Raw genomic sequence first — 17,530 nt, forward strand, 5'->3', positions numbered from 1 at the left:
TGTCAGCGGGTGTTCGGTGATTCTTTGTTCTCGAGCGCCTTGAGGCGTTCGCGCAACCCATGAAGTTGCTTGAGGGAGGCGGCGTTCTTCTCCCACTTCGCATTTTCGTCGATGGGAAACAGGCCAGTGTACTGGCCCGGCTTGCTGATCGAGCGCATGACCACCGACGCAGCGGATACATGCACATGATCGGCCAGCGTCAGGTGCCCCAGCACCACGGCGCCACCGCCCACCGTGCAATGCGCGCCAATCACCGCACTGCCCGCCACGCCAGCACAGCCGGCCATGGCCGTGTGCCGGCCGACCCGCACGTTGTGGCCGATCTGCACCAGGTTATCGAGCTTCACGCCGTCTTCGATCACGGTATCGCCGAGCGCGCCACGGTCAATGCAGGTATTGGCGCCAATCTCCACGTCGTCGCCGATCTGCACCGCTCCCAATTGCTCGATCTTTTCCCAGCGCCCTTCGTGCGGTGCAAAACCAAAGCCGTCGGCGCCAATCACCACACCGGAATGCAGGATGCAGCGTGCGCCGATACGGCAGTCCTCGCCCACCGTGACGCGCGACGCCAGCACGGTGCCCGCACCAATTCGCGCACCGCGCTCCACGACGCAGAGCGGGCCGATGGAAGCGCTGGGATCGACTTGCGCCTCGGAATCGACCACGGCCGATGCATGGATGCCGATGCGCGGCGCACGCCCCAGGTGACGCTTCCAAAGCTGGGTCAGGCGGGCAAAGTAGTGGTAGGGCGCATCGGCCACGATGCAGGCGCCACGCGCCAGCGCAGCGTCGCGCAGGGCGGGCGCCACGATGACGCAAGCAGCCTGCGATCTTGCAAGCTGTTGCACATAGCGCGGATGACTCAGAAAGGCGAGCTGGTCAGGCCGGGCCGCCTCCAGCGGCGCCAGGCCCTCGATGAGCAGTTCCCCATCGCCATGCAACTCACCGCCGAGCGCGGCGACGATGGCATGGAGGGATAGCGCCACGGGCGGACGAAGGCCGGCCGGCGCTTACTTGCCGGTGCCGGTGCTGGCCGCAGCGGCGTTGAGCGCCTTGATCACCTTGTCGGTGATGTCGTACTTGGGGTTGATGTAGACGGCTTCCTGGAGGATCACGTCGTACTTCTCGGCTTCGGCGACCTGCTTGACCACGCGGTTGGCGCGCTCGAGCACCTGCTGCAGCTCCTCGTTCTTGCGGGAGTTGAGGTCTTCCTGGAACTCGCGGCGCTTGCGCTGGAAGTCACGGTCCTGGTCCACCAATTGGCGCTGGCGCGCCGTACGCTGGCTCTCGGCCACCGTGGGTGCCTCACGCTCGAACTTGTCAGAGGCGGCCTTCAGGGCGTCGCCCTGGTCGATCAGGTCCTTCTCGCGCCTGGAGAATTCCTGCTCAAGCTTGGCCTGGGCGGCCTTGGCCGTGGTGGCCTCGCGGAAGATGCGGTCCGTGTTCACGAAACCGGCGCGAAATCCCTCGGATTGCGCGGATGCAGTCGCCGCCAGGGTGCCCAGCAAAAGGCCAACGGCGCAATGACGGATGAAAGAGTTCATTAGAAAGACGTTCCGATCTGGAATTGCAATTTCTGGATTCTATCGCCGGCCATTTTCCGCACCGGTTGTGCAAATGCAAGCCGCAGTGGGCCGACAGGGGATATCCAGCTCAGGCCGACGCCGGCGGAGGCGCGCAGGTCGCTGGCACGCATCGGCTGATCCTCACCGTACACGTTGCCGACGTCCACGAAGGTGAACAGGCGCAGCGTGCGGTCATTGCCGGCACCTGGGAAGGGCACGGTCAACTCGGTATTGAGCGTGACTTTCTTGGCGCCGCCGATGGAGGCGCCAGTGACGTCGCGCGGGCCCAGGGTACCCTGGTCGAAGCCCCGCACCGAACCCAGGCCGCCGGAATAGAAGTTCTTGAAAATCGGGAAAGGCCGGCCGCTCAGCCCCTTGCCCGCGCCCAGCTCGGCGTTGAAGGAGAGCGTGAACTTCTTGTTCAGCGGCACGTACTGCTGGAACTGGTAGTTGCCGCGCACGTAGCGCGCATCGCCCGCCACGCCCAGCTCGGAATTGAAGCGCTGGTAGCGGCCACGGTTGGGGACCAATGCGCTGTCGCGACTGTCGCGCGACCAGCCGATGGTCAGTGGCAACGAATAGCTGACGTAGCCGACCTCTTCGGCGTACTTCAGGTAGGAGCCCGGGATGTTGGTACCCGGCTTGATCTCGGTGCGTTCTGCGCCGGCACCAAAGAAGATGGTGTCGGTTTCGCTGAAGGGCACGCCAAAGCGCATGCTGGCGCCGGAGGTAAGCAAGCGGTAGTCGCCACCCTGGTCCTGGTAAGGACGCGTGGAGCGGTGGTACACGTCGATGGTGCGCGAGATGCCGTCCTGCGTGAAGTAGGGGTTGGTCGTGCTCAGCACGATGGCCCGGTTGTACTTGCTGGTGTTGACGTCCAGGCCCAGGTAGTTGCCTGACCCGAACACGTTCTCTTGCTTGATGCCGAAGGTCAATGCCACCTTTTCCGCGCTGGAGAAGCCCGCGCCCACCTGCAGGCTACCGGTGGGCTTTTCAGCCACGTTGATGACCAGGTCGACCTGATCGGGCGAGCCCGGCACGTCTTGCGTGTCGATGCTCACGTCACTGAAATAGCCCAGGCGGTCCACCCGGTCGCGCGAGAGCTTGATCTTGTCGCCGTCGTACCAGGACGACTCGAACTGGCGGAATTCGCGGCGGATGACCTCGTCGCGCGTACGGTTGTTGCCGCTCACCAGGATGCGGCGCACATAGGCGCGGCGGGCCGGATCGGCCTGCAGCACGAAGGCCACGCGGTTGTTGACACGATCCACCTCGGGCACGGCCTCGACGCGGGCAAAGGCAAAGCCGAAATTACTGAAGTAGTCGGTGAAGGCCTTGGTGGTCTCGGCGACCTGGTCGGCGTTGTAGGGCTCGCCGGGCTGGATCTTCACCAGCGACTTGAACTCGTCATCGCGGCCGAGGTAGTTGCCTTCGAGCTTCACGCCCGAAACCACGTAGCGCTGGCCTTCGGTGACATTGATGGTGATGGTGATGTCTTCCTTGTTCGGAGAGATCGCCACCTGGGTGGAGTCGACGCGGAACTCAAGGTAGCCGCGTGTCAGATAGTAGGAGCGCAGTGTTTCCAGGTCGGCATTGAGCTTGGCGCGCGCGTAGCGGTCGGACTTGGTGTACCAGCTGAGCCAGCCGCCGGTGTCCAGGTCGAACAGGCCCTTGAGCGTCGATTCGCTGAAGGCGCTGCTGCCGACGATGCGGATGTCCTTGATCTTGGCCGGCTCGCCTTCGGTGACCGTGAAGGTGAGGTTGACGCGATTGCGCTCGATCGGCGTGACCGTGGTGACCACCTCGGCGCCATAGAGGCTGCGGTTGATGTACTGGCGCTTCAGTTCCTGCTCGGCACGATCGGCCAAGGCCTTGTCAAAAGGCCGACCTTCGGTCAGACCGACGTCACGCATGGCCTTCTTGAGCGTGTCCTTGTCGAATTCCTTGGTGCCGGCGAAATCGACGTCGGCCACTGTCGGCCGCTCTTCCACGATGACGGTCAGCACGTCATTGGTGACTTCCAGACGCACGTCCTTGAACAGGCCCAGGGCGAACAGCGAGCGGATCGCACCCGAACCCTTTTCGTCGTTGTAGGAGTCGCCAATGCGGAACGGCAGCGACGCGAAGACGGTGCCCGGCTCCACGCGTTGCAACCCCTCAACACGGATGTCGCGCACCGTGAACGGATCGACCGCCCAGGCGCTATGGGCCGCAAAGAGCAGCGCGGCTACGGCCGAGACGGAACGCAGGCGGAAACGGGTGATGTGTTGCTTCATGGATCAGATCTCTGGCGGACACCGGCCCGGCACCAGGGAGGTGCCGGAACCCGCCGCATTATGACGGACGCAGGTCAACCGAAAAGGCGCGCGACGTCGTTGAACAGTGCAATGGAGGTCATCAGCAGCAGCACCGCGACCCCGCCACGCTGAAGGCGCTCCAGCCAGCGCTCGGAAACGCCTCGGCCGGTCACTGCCTCCCACAGGTAATACATCAGGTGGCCGCCGTCGAGCACCGGCAGCGGCAGCAGGTTCAGCACGCCCAGACTCACGCTGATCAGCGCCAGGAAGGTCAGGTACTGTGTCAGGCCCAGGCTGGCCGACTTGCCCGCATAGTCGGCAATGGTCAGGGGACCGCTCAGGTTCTTGATAGAGGCCTGCCCGATGACCATGCGCCCCATCATGCGCAGCGTGAGCGAGGAAACCTCCCAGGTCTTCTTCAGCCCTTGCGCCAGCCCATCCAGCGGGCCGTAGCGTACGGTCTGCATGGCCGGCGGCCCACCGACATAGGCGTTGATGCGGCCAAAGCTCGCGCCGCTGTCCGTTACCACTACCGGCGTCACCGGCAGCGACAGCACAACGCCGGCGCGCTCGACCTGCCAGGTCTGGGTGTGCGATTGGCCTCCCTGCACCGAGGCGCGGATGGCCTCGCGCAGTTGCAGACCGTCGGTGATGGGCGCGCTGCCGATGCGCCGCACCAGGTCGCCTTGCTGCAGGCCGGCCGCCTCTGCGGCGCCGCCAGGCTTCACCTCGCCCAGCACGGGCGGTGTCCAAGGGCCGATGATGCCGATCTTGCGAAACAGCTGCAGGTCGGCATCGCGCGCATCGAGGCGGTCCAGCGGCAGGACCACGCTGCGCTCCGTTGCCGGGTTTTCAGCCGTCGTGTAGACGATGGCCAGGTCGCGACCGTCGAGCGCACCGCGGGTCAGCATCCAGCGCAGGTCCTCGAAAGAGGCGAGCGCGCGCGGCGTATCGCCGGCAAAGCCCGCGCGCAGTACCCGCTCACCACCCTGCAACCCGGCGTCGGCGGCGATGGAGCTCGCCACCGGCGCCGGCAGGACCGGCTGCGGCTCTTGCACGCCAACCCAATTGACCGCCGCATACAGCAGCACCGCCAGCAGCAGGTTGGCGATCGGGCCCGCCGCCACGACCACTGCGCGCTGGGCCAGCGGGCGGTTGTTGAAGGCACGGTGGCGCTCTTCGGGCGCGACCGGCGCCTCGCGCTCGTCCAGCATCCGGACATAGCCGCCAAAGGGCAACAGGCCGACCACGAACTCGGTCGGCGACCCTTTGGGCTGCCAGCGCAGGATGGGTTTGCCAAAGCCGATCGAAAAACGCAGCACCTTCACGCCGCAGGCCACTGCCATGCGGTAGTGCCCATATTCATGGACGGCGATGAGCAGCGCCAGCGCCACGATGAAAGCCACGATGGTCATCAGCATGGAGTCCCCTTCTGCTTCTGAGTTGTCAGGCCGCGAAACGGGCGACGCCGCGCTCGGCCGCCTCGCGCGCAAGGGCATCAAGCGCCAACAGGGCGTCGAGCGAATCGAGCTGCGATGGCACCACGGCTTCGAGCGTCGCCAGGTTCAGTTGGTGGATCTGGTCGAAGCGGATGCGCCGCGCCAGAAAGGCTGCCACCGCCACTTCGTTGGCGGCATTCAGCACGGCCGTGGTGCCCGGCGCAGCGCGCAAGGCCTGCCAGGACAGGTGCAGGCCGGGAAAGCGCGTGGCATCTGCCTCTTCGAAGGTCAGTGCAGACAAGGCCTGGAAGTCGAGCCGCGGCGTACCGCTCTCGATGCGCTCGGGCCAGGACAGGCCGCAGGCAATGGGCACGCGCATGTCGGGCGTGCCCAACTGGGCCAGCACAGAGGCGTCGGAGAACTGCACCATCGAGTGGATGATCTGCTGCGGATGGATCACCACCCGGATCTGCTCCGGCGCCAGATCGAACAGCCAGCGCGCCTCGATCACCTCCAGCGCCTTGTTCATCATGGTGGCCGAATCGACCGAAATCTTGCGCCCCATCGAGAAGTTGGGATGGGCGCAGGCCTGCTCGGGCGTGACATCACGCAGCGTGTGCGGATCGCGGGTGCGGAACGGGCCGCCGGAGGCCGTCAGCACGATGTGGTCGACGCGGCGGCTCCAGGTCGACGGGTCTTCCGGCAGGCACTGGAAGATGGCGGAATGCTCGCTGTCGATCGGCAGCAGCTGCGCGCCGCCGGCACGCACCGCGTCCATGAACCAGCCACCGCCCACCACCAACGCCTCTTTGTTGGCCAGCAGCAGGCGCTTGCCAGCGCGCGCAGCCGCCAGGCATGGCGCCAGGCCGGCGGCGCCGACGATGGCGGCCATCACCATATCGACTTCTGGATCAGCCGCTATCAATTCAAGAGCATCATGCCGGCGCAGCACCTGGGTTTCAAGCCCATTTGACTCAATTTTTTGCTGCAACTCAGCGGCAGCAGCGTCATGGGCCATCACCGCGTAGCGCGGACGAAAGCGCGCGCACTGCTGCAGCATGGCCTCCACCTGGGTTGCGGCACTCAGGGCGAACACCTCGAAGCGCTCCGGGTGCCGGGCCAGCACGTCCAGCGTGCTGACGCCGATGGAGCCGGTGGAGCCAAGTACCGTGATGCGGCGGCGGGGGGATTCGTTCATGGAGTGGTTCACGCCCTCAACAGGGTCGACAACATCATCGCCAATGGCAGCGTGGGCAGCAGCGCGTCCACCCGGTCCAGCACGCCACCGTGGCCCGGCAGCAGCTGGCTGCTGTCCTTGGCGCCGGCACTGCGTTTGACGAGCGACTCGATCAGGTCACCCGCCACGCTCATGGCAGCCAAAAAGACCACGGCCAGCACCAGCAGCCACCAGCCATGCGATGCCAGCTCGCTATAGAAACTCGGCACCGAGGCCTGCAGATACGTATCGGCGGCCACCCAGGCCAGCGCCAGCACCAGCACGCCGACCATGCCGCCCCAGACGCCTTCCCAGCTCTTGCCCGGGCTGATGGAAGGCGCAAGCTTGGCGCGGGTAAAGCGCAGGCCAAAGGCGCGGCCGGCGAAATAGGCGCCGATATCGGCCACCCAGACCAGCACCAGCACCGACAGAAGAAAGTTTGGCCCGATCACGCGCGCCTGCGCCACAGCCAGCCACGCCAGCCACAGCGCCAGCACGCCTGCAACCAGGCGCAGCGCCCGCGGTAGCCGTGGCCAGCCTGCCACGCCAGCGCGCAGCAGCGCGGCACCTGCCAGTACCCAGAGCGCACCGCCCACGGTCCAGACCAGCGGCAACGGCCGGCCGAGCGCTCCCAGCGCCCATGAGCCTGCGCACAGCACCACGCAAGCCAGCGCCAGGCCAACGGCGCCTGCGCCGCTGCAGCCATTGAGCCGCCCCCATTCCCATGCGCCCGCGGCCATCATCACCAAGGCAATGGCACAAAAAGGCAAGGGTGAGGGGTAGAACAGCGCCGGCAGCAGGATGGCCAACAGAACGATGGCAGTGAGGATGCGCTGCTTGAGCATGAACGGCCTTTCAGACCTGAGGGACGGATGTCGCGGCCAGGGCTGGTGGCGGGGCAATGGTGGTCGCAACCTGGGCGGAGGTCTGGCCAAAGCGCCGCTCACGGCGCGCAAAGCATGCCAACGCATCGTCCAGCGCGGCGGCATCGAAATCCGGCCAGAGCCGGTCACTGAAATAAAGCTCGGAATAGGCTGCCTGCCAGAGCAGGAAGTTGCTGATGCGCTGCTCGCCGCCGGTGCGGATCAGCAGGTCCGGGTCCGGCACATGGGCCAGCGCCATCGCGCGGTCCAGCGCTTCTTCGGTGATGGGCTCGCCGCGTGCTGCCAGGGCTTGCGCAGCCTGGGCAATATCCCAGCGGCCGCCGTAGTTGAAGCAGACGTTGAGCACCAGCCGCTGGTTACCGGCCGTGATCCGCTCAGCCTCGTCCAGCCCCTGGCGCACCTTGTCGGACAGGCCGCGCCGCTCGCCCGCGAAATGCAGGCGCACGCCATCGGCGTGCAACTGCGGCACTTCGCGCGCAAGCGCCTTGGCCAGCAGTTCCATCAGGCCCGACACCTCTTCGACGGGACGGTTCCAGTTTTCAGAGGAAAAGGCAAAGACGGTCAGTACCGCTACGCCGCGCTCGACGCACAGGCGCACGCAGCGCCGCAGCGACTCCACCCCTTGCCGGTGCCCGGCGATACGTGGCAGGAATCGGCGGGAAGCCCAGCGGCCGTTGCCATCCATGACGATGGCGACGTGGTACGGAACCACAGCCTTGGCAGTCATGATCGACCGCTCAGACCGCCATGATTTCTTGTTCCTTGGCCGCGACGAGTCGATCGATCTCGGTGATATGCCGGTCGGTCACTTTCTGCACATCGGCTTCGGAACGTTTCTGGTCATCTTCGGAGGCTTGCTTGTCCTTGACCAGCTTCTTCACGCCTTCGTTGGCATCGCGGCGCAGGTTGCGCACGGCGATCTTGGCGCTCTCGCCCTCGTTGCGCACCAGCTTGGTCATTTCCTTGCGGCGCTCTTCGCTCATGGGCGGCATCGGCACGCGGATCAGGTCGCCCATGGAGGCCGGGTTCAGGCCCAGGTCGCTCTCGCGGATGGCCTTCTCGATCTTGGCGCCCATGCCCTTTTCCCAGGGCTGGACACTGATGGTGCGCGAATCCAGCAGCGACACATTGGCCACCTGGCTGATAGGCACTGGCGAGCCGTAGTAGTCGACCTGCACCGTATCCAGCAATGCCGGGTTGGCGCGGCCCGTGCGAATCTTGGTGAGGTTGTGCTTGAAGGCATTGATGGACTGGTCCATCCTGGCTTCGGTATTCGTTTTGATGTCTGCAATGCTCATGTCGATTCTCCTGGGATGCTCAAGCAGGGATGGCCCACGCGCTCACGCGTAGACCAGCGTGCCTTCGTCTTCGCCCATCACCACGCGCTTGAGCGCACCGTGCTTGAAGATGGAGAAGACCTTGAGCGGCAGCTTCTGGTCACGACACAGCGCAAAGGCGGTGGCGTCCATGATGCCGAGATTTTGCGCCATCGCGTCGTCGAAGCTGATGCGCGCATAACGGGTGGCCGTCGGATCCAGCTTGGGATCGGCCGAGTAGACGCCGTCGACCTTGGTGGCCTTGAGCACTAGTTCGGCACCGATCTCGGCACCGCGCAGCGCAGCGGCCGTATCCGTGGTGAAGAAGGGGTTGCCAGTACCGGCCGCGAAGACCACGACCTTGCCCTCTTCCAGATACTGCAGGGCTTTCGGGCGCACATAGGGCTCGACCACCTGCTCGATCGCGATGGCCGACATCACGCGGGCCACCAGGCCCTGCTTGTCCATGGCATCGGCCAGCGCCAATGCGTTCATCACGGTGGCCAGCATGCCCATGTAGTCAGCCGTGGCACGGTCCATGCCGACGGCACCACCCGCGACGCCGCGGAAGATGTTGCCGCCGCCGATCACCACCGCGACCTCCACGCCCATGTGCGTGACATCAGCGATCTCGCTGACCATGCGCACGATGGTGGCGCGGTTGATGCCAAAGGCATCGTCCCCCATCAGCGCCTCCCCGGACAGCTTGAGCAAGATACGCTTATAGGCTGGCTTGTCGGCGGACATGGGGAACTCCTTGAAGTGGGATGCGATGGTGTTGTTCTGGGTACGGGAGGCAGCGAAACACGCTGCGGCAGCCTGGCAAATTAGCAAAGGCGCCGCAGCGGGCCGGGCATCAGGCGGCGTTCTTGGCGGCAGCGACCTGCGCAGCCACTTCGGCCGCGAAGTCGTCAACCTTCTTCTCGATGCCTTCGCCGACGACGTACATCGTGAAGCCCGAGACGGTCGTGCCGACAGCCTTGAGCATTTGCTCGACGGTCTGCTTGTCGTTCTTCACGAAGGGCTGGTTGAACAGCGAGACTTCCTTCAGGTACTTCTGCACGCCGCCTTCGACGCGCTTGGCCACGATCTCGTCGGATTGCGCCGGCTTGCCTGCTGCTTCGGCAGCCTTCTTGTCTTCTTCGGCCTTGCCGACAGCAACCGCGCGCTCCTTGGCGATCAGCTCGGCCGGCACATCAGCGCTGGTCAAGGCCACGGGCTTCATGGCGGCGATGTGCATGGCCACGTCCTTGGCTGCAGCTTCTTCGCCACTGAACTCGACCACCACGCCGATGCGCGTGCCGTGCAAGTAGGAAGCGAGCTTGGCGCCAGAGGCAAAGCGCTTGAAGCGGCGGAAGGACATGTTCTCGCCGATCTTGCCGATCAGGCCCTTGCGCACGTCTTCCAGGGTCGGGCCGAAACCGTCTTGCTCGTAGGGCAGCGCGCCCAGGGCGGCAACGTCGGCCGGGCCGTGCTTGGCCACCAGTTCCGCAGCGGCCTTGGCCAGCGCGAGGAAGCTGTCGTTCTTGCTGACGAAGTCGGTTTCGCTATTGACTTCGATCAGGGCGCCAGTGGTGCCGTCGATATAGCTCGCGACCACGCCTTCGGCGGTGATGCGGGCAGCAGCCTTGCCGGCCTTGTTGCCCAGCTTGACGCGCAGCAGCTCCTCGGCCTTGTCCATGTTGCCGTCAGCCTCGGTCAGGGCCTTCTTGCATTCCATCATGGGGGCGTCGGTCTTGGCGCGCAGTTCGGCGACCAAGCTTGCGGTGATTGCAGCCATCAGTTTTTCTCCGTCTTCAGTTCAATACATCGTTATCAATACGCCGCCGGCTAAAAAAAAGGGGCGAACAACGCCCCTTCCTTGGCGGCAGGAAGCGCAAATCAGGCGGCAGCGCCCTCTTCCACTTCCACGAACTCGTCACCGCTCTCGCTGGCCACGGCCTTGACCACGTCGTTGACCGCATTGGAGCGGCCTTCGATCACGGCGTCAGCGATGCCACGGGCGTACAGCGCCACGGCCTTGGCCGAGTCGTCGTTGCCGGGGATCACGTAGTCGATACCTTCGGGCGAGTGGTTGGAGTCGACCACGCCGATCAGCGGGATGCCCAGCTTCTTGGCTTCGGCAACGGCGATCTTGTGGAAGCCGACGTCGATCACGAAGATGGCGTCAGGCAGAGCAGCCATGTCCTGGATGCCGCCGATGTCCTTTTCGAGCTTGGCGATCTCGCGGGAGAACGTCAGTTGCTCTTTCTTGGACAGGCCTTCCAGGCCGCTTTCCTGCTGGGCCTTGAGGTCCTTCAGGCGCTTGATCGAGGTCTTGACCGTCTTGAAGTTGGTCAGCATGCCGCCGAGCCAGCGCTGGTCGACGTAAGGCACGCCTGCGCGCTGCGCTTCACCGGCCACGATTTCACGGGCCTGGCGCTTGGTGCCGACGAAAAGAACGGTGCCGCGATTGGCGGAGAGCTGCTTGGCGAACTTGGCAGCGTCCTGGAACATCGGCAACGACTTTTCCAGGTTGATGATGTGGATCTTGTTGCGGTGACCGAAGATGAACGGGGCCATCTTGGGGTTCCAGAAACGGGTTTGGTGACCGAAGTGGACACCGGCTTCCAGCATTTCGCGCATAGTGGCGGACATATTGAGCTCCAAAGGTTGGGTCTGAAATCCAGTCCTCATTTGCACGCAGTGCGCCTGCCTGAGCAGAACAACACCATGCGCAACACCTTGAGGTGGACTGGTTTGCGATTTGCTCCACCAAGCCACCCAATGCGGCCTGGCGAAACCCAAAGAGTATAGCATGCAGGGTTTTCCCGAGCACCCGTCCAGCGACGCCGCGCAAAGGGCGTGCGAAACCCAGCGGACAATACAGAATTCATAGCAACAGGTCATGACTACGCCAGGGGCCAGGGCGGTTTTGACTTGCAAACAGACCATCCATGAAGATAGCCATCGTCGGTGCCGGAATTGCCGGCATCGCCACCGCCTGTGAACTGGCGTCCGACGGCCATGCCGTCACCGTTTTCGAGCGCCGCGGCGCAGCCGCCGAAGAGGCCAGTTTCGGCCATGCCGGCCTGGTTGCCCCGGCCTGCATGTTCGGCCACCTGGGCAGCGAAGCCCTGCCCGAGCGCGGCTGGGAGGCCTCGCCCAGCGCCTGGGCCTGGAGCCGCCAGCAGCGCGCCGCACGCCAGACGAGGGCTGCCGAGACTGACGCCCGCCTGGCGCTGGCGCGCTTCAGCCAGGAACGGCTGCGCCTGATGGCCGGCGCGCTTGAGCTGCACTACCAGCGCTCCGACGGCGTGCTGGTGCTGATGCGCAGCGCCAAGGAGCGCCGCCGGCTCGCGCCGCTCTGGGATGCCCTGCGCGAAGCAGGCCTGGCGGCCAACGAGGCCGGCCCGGCCGCCATCCGCACGCTGGAGCCCGGGCTCAACGCCGATACGGCACTGGCCGGCGCCATGCACCTGCCCGGCGACGAGGTCGGCAACTGCCGCCAGTTCGCACTGCTGCTCAAGTCCGAAGCTGAGCGCCACGGGGTGGAGTTTCACTTCGGCACCGTGGTCGAGCGCGTGGACGGCGGTGCCACACCCACCCTGCGCCTGCAGGGCCAGCCCGCGCCCTGGTCTTGCGACGCGGTCGTACTCTGCGCCGGCACCGGTGCGCCGGCGCTGCTGCGGCCGCTTGGGCTGAATGTGCCCTTCGCCACCTTGCGCAGCTACTCGGTCAGCGCCCCGATCCGCGAACCGCTGCACGCCCCCGGCAGCGCCGTGGTCGACGCCAGCAGCGGCGCCACCATCGTGCGCCTGGGCGATCGGCTACGCGTGGCCGGTGCCGCGCATTTCGGTGCCGCCTCCGAGGCCCAGCGCAAGGCGGCCCTGCAATCCCTCTATATAGCGCTGCACACCTGGTTCCCGGGCGCGGCACGCCTGGTGGGCGGGCTGGTGCAAGAGTGGCACGACGAGCGCCTGGCCCTGCCAGACGGCCGGCCGATACTCGGGGCCTCGGGCACGCCCGGCATCTGGCTCCACCTGGCCCACGGCGGCCACGGCTGGACCAACGCCTGCGGCGCGGCAAGGCTGGTGGCCGATGCCATTGCGGGAGAAGAGTCCGCCGTGCCGCTGGAAGCCTTCGGCGCACACCGCTTCCGCTGAGCGCGTCCGGGCGCACAATGCTCGGCGCCCATGAAACGCATCACCCCCGATCGCCCCCACGCGCTGCACGACATCGCCACCACGCGGCGCATTGAGCAACGCCTGCAACAAAGCCTGCCGCCGCACACGCTGATGCAGCGCGCAGGCCGCGCCAGCGCGCGACTGGCGCAGGCACTGGCACCGCATGCACGCACCATCTGGATTGCCTGCGGGCCGGGCAACAACGGCGGCGACGGGCTGGAAGCCGCTGCGCTGCTGCAGCAGGCCGGCCGGCCGGTCTGGGCCACGCACCATGCAGACCCAGTACGCCTGCCCGAAGACGCGCGTGCCGCACTGCAGCGCGCCCGCGACGCAGGCGTGCGCTTTGGGCCGCCACCTGCCCCGGGCTCGTTGACAGCACAAGACCTGGCCATCGACGCCCTGCTGGGCATAGGCGCCGCGCCCGATCGGGCCGATGCATGGCTGCAGCAGTCGCTCGCTGCGCTGGCCGCTTGCGGCGCGCCAGTACTGGCCCTGGATATTCCGTCCGGCCTGCAGGCCGACGCTGGCACGCTCAATTCAAAATTAATAGCGAATATCCCAGGCCACACATGGGCTAGAGGCATATTTCATGCACAAAACACCCTCAGCCTGCTGACCCTGAAACCGGGCCTGTTCACAGCCCAGGGGCGCGATATGGCCGGCGCGGTCTGGTTCGACGATCTGGGCAGCAGCGCACAGCACGAGCTGCCCACGGCCTGGCTGGCAGGCCCGGCAACGCCAGAACAGCGCCTGCATGCTTCGCACAAGGGCAGCTACGGCGACGTGGCCGTGATCGGCGGCGAAGGCCTGGCGCGGGCCGGGCGCGGCATGAGCGGCGCGGCGCTGCTGGCCGCCACCGCCGCGCTGCATGCAGGCGCCGGCCGGGTCATGCTGACACTGCTGAATGGCAACGCCGGCTTCTCTATCGATACTGCGCAGCCCGAACTGATGCTGCGCCACGCCGATGCACTGGACCTGCGCCACGGCGCCGTGGTCTGCGGCTGCGGTGGCGGCGACGCGGTACGCAGCGTGCTGCCGCGCGTGCTGGCCGAGGCGGCCCGGCTGGTGCTGGATGCCGACGCGCTCAATGCCATCGCGGCCGACGCACAACTGCGCCGGCAGCTCGTCCGCCGTGCCGCAGCAGGCCTGCCCACGGTGCTGACGCCGCACCCGCTCGAGGCCGCGCGCCTGCTGGGCCAGACGACGGCCGAGGTACAGGCCGACCGCCTGGCCGCCGCGCGCCGGCTGGCGCAAGACTGCGGCTGCACCGTCTTACTGAAAGGCTCTGGCAGCATCGTGGCCGCGCCGCAGCAACTGCCCTCGATCAACCCGACCGGCAATGCACGGCTGGCCACCGCCGGCACCGGCGATGTGTTGGCCGGCATGGTCGGCGCCTGCCTGGCGCGGGGCGACGAGGCCTTTGCGGCGGCCGTGGCGGCCAGCTACCGGCACGGCGCATTGGCCGACCACTGGCCGGCCGATGTGCCATTGACCGCCGGCGCGCTGGCGCGCCGCTAGCCTCAGCCGCGCCCGGCGAAAGGCATCTTGGTCGCCATCACGGTGTGGAACATGACGTTGGCCTCCAACGGCAGATTGGCCATGTAGCGCACCGATTCGCCGACGATGCGCACATCCATCAAAGGCTCGGCCGCGGTTTCGCCATTGGCCTGCAGCACGCCGCGCGCCATGCGCTCGGCCATGCCGGTCAGCGCGTTGCCGACATCGATCTGCCCCACGGCGATGTCGAACGCGCGGCCGTCCAGCGATGCGGTCTTGGTCAGGCCCGACACGCCGTGCTTGGTGGCGGTATAGGCAATCGACTGCGGCCGCGGCGTGGTCGCCGAGATCGAGCCGTTGTTGATGATGCGGCCGCCCCGCGGCGTCTGCACCTTCATCACGCGGAAGGCCTCGCGCAGGCACAGGAACATGCCGGTGAGGTTGACGTCGACCACCGCCTGCCAGCGCTCCAGGCTCAGCTCGTCGATCGGGCTGGTGGCGCTGGTGCCGGCGTTGTTGAACAGCAGGTCGACCCGGCCGAATGCCTGCACGGCCGCCTGGAACAGCGCCGCGACGGAGGCCTCGCTGGCCACGTCAGTCGGCACCGCGCGCACGCGCGCTGCATCAGGCGCCTGCGCCGCGACCTCTTCCAGTGGTGCCGCACGGCGCCCTGCGAGCACCACGCGCCAGCCGTCTTCAAGCAAGGCCAGCGCGGCGGCGCGGCCAATGCCCGAACCCGCACCGGTGACGATGGCCACGCCCCGCGCCTGTTGTGTATCTGCTGCCATGAATAGTCTCTCCGTTCTTTATGGGTCAATGCTGCGCCCGGCGGCGCTCAGCGGCCGCCAGACAGTGCGATGAAAGATGTCAGCGCCGGGATTTGCGCGACTTGCTCTTGGCCACGGCCTTCTTGACCGAGGCCTTGAGCGCCTGCAGAGGCGAGCGCGGCGGCAGGCGTTGCTCGCCGGCATCACTCTCTGCGCCCTGCTCCTTGCGCTGCCGCGCCACACGCTTTTCAGTGGCGCTCGCCGGTGCGCCGTCGGGTTCGCGCACGCCCTTGTCGCGCATGGCACGCGGCACCAGGTCTTCGCCCTCGCGCACCAGCCGGAAATCGATCTTGCGGCCATCTAGATCGACACGGCTCACCTGTACCCGCAGGCGCGAGCCCACCGCATAGCGGATGCCGGTGCGCTCTCCGCGCAGCTCCTGGCGCGCCTCGTCGAAGCGGAAATACTCGCCGCCCAACTCGGTGATGTGCACCAGCCCCTCGACGTACATGGCATCGAGCGTGACGAAGATGCCGAAGGTGGTGCAGGCCGTGACCACGCCGCCGTATTCCTCACCCAGGTGCTCGCGCATGTACTTGCACTTGAGCCAGGCCTCGACATCGCGGCTGGCCTCGTCGGCGCGGCGCTCGTTGGCGCTGCAATGCAGGCCGGCGGCTTCCCAGGCCTGCATTTCCTTGGGACTGGCCGCGAGCTTGACCACCTGCTGCGTCGGCGGCTTGACGCGCTGCGCCAGGCGCTTGGCCAGCTTGGCATGCGCCTCGCCCGGCGTCGGCAGCGAGGGCAATTGGTACTTGGTCTTGCTGAGGATGGCCTTGATGACCCGGTGCACCAGCAGATCCGGATAGCGCCGGATCGGGCTGGTGAAGTGGGTGTAGGCCTCATAGGCCAGACCAAAGTGGCCGCTATTGATAGGTGTGTAGATCGCCTGCTGCATGGAGCGCAGCAGCATGGTGTGGATCTGCTGCGCGTCGGGGCGGTCCTTGGTGGCTTTCGCGATGGCCTGGAATTCGCCGGGCACCGGATCGTCACTGATCGACATGCCCACGCCCATGGCCTTGAGGTAGCTGCGCAGGATGTCCTTCTTCTCCGGCGTCGGGCCCTCGTGCACCCGATAGAGGCCGGGCTGGCCGCCTTGCAGGATGAAGTCCGCACTGCAGACATTGGCTGCCAGCATCGCCTCTTCAATAAGGCGGTGCGCCTCGGTGCGGGTACGCGGCACGATCTTCTCGATGCGGCCGTTTTCATCGCAGACGATCTGTGTCTCGGTGGTCTCGAAATCCACCGCACCGCGCACGCTGCGCGCGGCCAGCAAGGCACGGTAGACGTCGTGCAGGTTCAGCAGGTCCGGCACGCGCTCCTTGCGCTTGGCCGCCTCCGGGCCGCGCGTGTTCGAGAGGATGGCCGCCACCTCTGTATAGGTAAAGCGCGCGTGGCTGAACATCACCGCCGGATAGAACTGGTAGGCATGGACGTCGCCCTTGGCGGTGACCAGCATGTCGCAGACCATGCACAGACGCTCAACCTCGGGGTTGAGCGAGCACAGGCCGTTGGAGAGCTTCTCCGGCAGCATCGGGATCACCCGACGCGGGAAGTACACGCTGGTGGCGCGGTCGTAGGCGTCGATGTCGATGGCATTGCCGGTGTGCACGTAGTTGCTCACGTCGGCAATCGCCACCAGCAGGCGCCAGCCCTTGGTGCGGCCAACCTTGGCCGGCTCGCAATAGACCGCGTCATCGAAGTCGCGCGCGTCTTCGCCGTCGATAGTGACCAGCGGGATGTCGCGCAGGTCGACACGATCGCGGCGATCTTGCGGGCGCACCTTGTCGGGCAGCGCCTTGGCCAGCGACAGGCACTCGTCAGAGAACTCATGCGGCACGCCATATTTGCGCACCGCGATCTCGATCTCCATGCCCGGGTCATCGACTTCGCCAAGCACCTCGACGACGCGGCCCACCGGCTGCCCATACAGCGCAGGAGGTTCGGTGAGTTCCACCACTACCACCTGGCCCGTCTTGGCCACACCGATGCCGCCCTTTGGGATCAGCACGTCCTGGCCATAGCGCTTGTCTTCCGGGGCCACCAGCCAGACGCCGCTTTCCTGCAGCAGCCGGCCAATGATGGGCTGCGGCGGGCGCTCGACGATTTCGAGCACGCGCCCTTCAGGTCGACCCTTGCGATCGTGGCGCACGATGCGCGCTTTCACACGATCCTTGTGCAGCACCGCGCGCATCTCGTTGGCGGGCAAATAGACGTCGGATTCGCCGTCATCACGGAGGAGAAAACCATGGCCATCACGGTGGCCTTGCACTGTTCCAACAAATTCTTCGAGCATGCTGCTGTGTTTCGTCATTTCTGTGTATAT

The 17,530-nt window shown here is 66.1% G+C and carries 15 protein-coding genes; 2 read left to right on the plus strand and 13 right to left on the minus strand.

Translation table 11 applies throughout. The features are described from left to right. Window positions 1-2: 2 nt before the first annotated feature. The 11 genes from lpxD to rpsB all read right to left on the minus strand — a co-directional run bounded on the left by lpxD (window position 3) and on the right by rpsB (window position 11,354). On the minus strand, window positions 3-986 hold the full coding sequence (gene lpxD / locus AAFF27_17400; GenBank protein ID XAH21789.1) for a UDP-3-O-(3-hydroxymyristoyl)glucosamine N-acyltransferase: 984 nt from the start codon (window positions 984-986) through the stop codon (window positions 3-5). A 24-nt stretch (window positions 987-1,010) separates the two neighbouring features. Continuing rightward, window positions 1,011-1,544, minus strand: a complete 534-nt coding sequence (locus AAFF27_17405; protein ID XAH21790.1) for an OmpH family outer membrane protein — start codon at window positions 1,542-1,544, stop codon at window positions 1,011-1,013. Then, window positions 1,544-3,841, minus strand: coding sequence for an outer membrane protein assembly factor BamA (gene bamA / locus AAFF27_17410; GenBank protein XAH21791.1), 2,298 nt, complete (start codon window positions 3,839-3,841; stop codon window positions 1,544-1,546). The genes AAFF27_17405 and bamA overlap by 1 nt, the downstream gene beginning before the upstream one ends. A 74-nt stretch (window positions 3,842-3,915) precedes the next feature. Beyond that, window positions 3,916-5,283 (minus strand): RIP metalloprotease RseP, encoded by a 1,368-nt coding sequence (gene rseP, locus AAFF27_17415; GenBank protein XAH21792.1) that lies wholly within the window; start codon window positions 5,281-5,283, stop codon window positions 3,916-3,918. A gap of 25 nt (window positions 5,284-5,308) precedes the next feature. Beyond that, entirely contained in the window at window positions 5,309-6,499 is a 1,191-nt protein-coding gene (ispC, locus tag AAFF27_17420) for a 1-deoxy-D-xylulose-5-phosphate reductoisomerase (GenBank protein ID XAH21793.1), read from the minus strand. An 8-nt stretch (window positions 6,500-6,507) separates the two neighbouring features. Then, window positions 6,508-7,362, minus strand: coding sequence for a phosphatidate cytidylyltransferase (locus tag AAFF27_17425; protein XAH21794.1), 855 nt, complete (start codon window positions 7,360-7,362; stop codon window positions 6,508-6,510). 10 nt (window positions 7,363-7,372) lie between these two features. After that, complete coding sequence (uppS, locus tag AAFF27_17430) at window positions 7,373-8,128, minus strand: polyprenyl diphosphate synthase (GenBank protein XAH21795.1); 756 nt, start codon at window positions 8,126-8,128, stop codon at window positions 7,373-7,375. 10 nt (window positions 8,129-8,138) lie between these two features. After that, window positions 8,139-8,699: a ribosome recycling factor gene (gene frr, locus AAFF27_17435; GenBank protein XAH21796.1), complete on the minus strand. Its 561-nt coding sequence runs from the start codon at window positions 8,697-8,699 to the stop codon at window positions 8,139-8,141. A gap of 42 nt (window positions 8,700-8,741) precedes the next feature. Next, window positions 8,742-9,464, minus strand: a complete 723-nt coding sequence (gene pyrH / locus AAFF27_17440; GenBank protein ID XAH21797.1) for a UMP kinase — start codon at window positions 9,462-9,464, stop codon at window positions 8,742-8,744. Window positions 9,465-9,573: 109 nt separating this feature from the next. Further along, window positions 9,574-10,497, minus strand: a complete 924-nt coding sequence (gene tsf, locus AAFF27_17445) for a translation elongation factor Ts (GenBank protein XAH21798.1) — start codon at window positions 10,495-10,497, stop codon at window positions 9,574-9,576. Between the two features lie 101 nt (window positions 10,498-10,598). Further along, window positions 10,599-11,354 carry a 30S ribosomal protein S2 gene (rpsB, locus tag AAFF27_17450; GenBank protein ID XAH21799.1) on the minus strand — a complete coding sequence of 252 codons (756 nt, stop codon included), beginning with the start codon at window positions 11,352-11,354 and terminating at the stop codon, window positions 10,599-10,601. Between the two features lie 299 nt (window positions 11,355-11,653). Between rpsB and AAFF27_17455 the strand changes: the two genes are divergently transcribed. Continuing rightward, window positions 11,654-12,862 (plus strand): FAD-dependent oxidoreductase, encoded by a 1,209-nt coding sequence (locus AAFF27_17455; protein XAH21800.1) that lies wholly within the window; start codon window positions 11,654-11,656, stop codon window positions 12,860-12,862. A 30-nt stretch (window positions 12,863-12,892) separates the two neighbouring features. Next, window positions 12,893-14,401 (plus strand): NAD(P)H-hydrate dehydratase, encoded by a 1,509-nt coding sequence (locus tag AAFF27_17460; GenBank protein ID XAH21801.1) that lies wholly within the window; start codon window positions 12,893-12,895, stop codon window positions 14,399-14,401. Between the two features lie 2 nt (window positions 14,402-14,403). On the opposite strand, the gene AAFF27_17465 is transcribed toward AAFF27_17460, so the two are convergent. Both AAFF27_17465 and rnr read right to left on the minus strand, forming a co-directional pair. Next, complete coding sequence (locus AAFF27_17465; GenBank protein XAH21802.1) at window positions 14,404-15,168, minus strand: SDR family oxidoreductase; 765 nt, start codon at window positions 15,166-15,168, stop codon at window positions 14,404-14,406. Window positions 15,169-15,247: 79 nt separating this feature from the next. Further along, window positions 15,248-17,518 carry a ribonuclease R gene (rnr, locus tag AAFF27_17470; GenBank protein ID XAH21803.1) on the minus strand — a complete coding sequence of 757 codons (2,271 nt, stop codon included), beginning with the start codon at window positions 17,516-17,518 and terminating at the stop codon, window positions 15,248-15,250. Window positions 17,519-17,530 lie beyond the last annotated feature (12 nt).

This window comes from Xylophilus sp. GW821-FHT01B05 (genome assembly GCA_038961845.1).
In the GTDB taxonomy this organism is placed as follows: domain Bacteria; phylum Pseudomonadota; class Gammaproteobacteria; order Burkholderiales; family Burkholderiaceae_C; genus Xylophilus.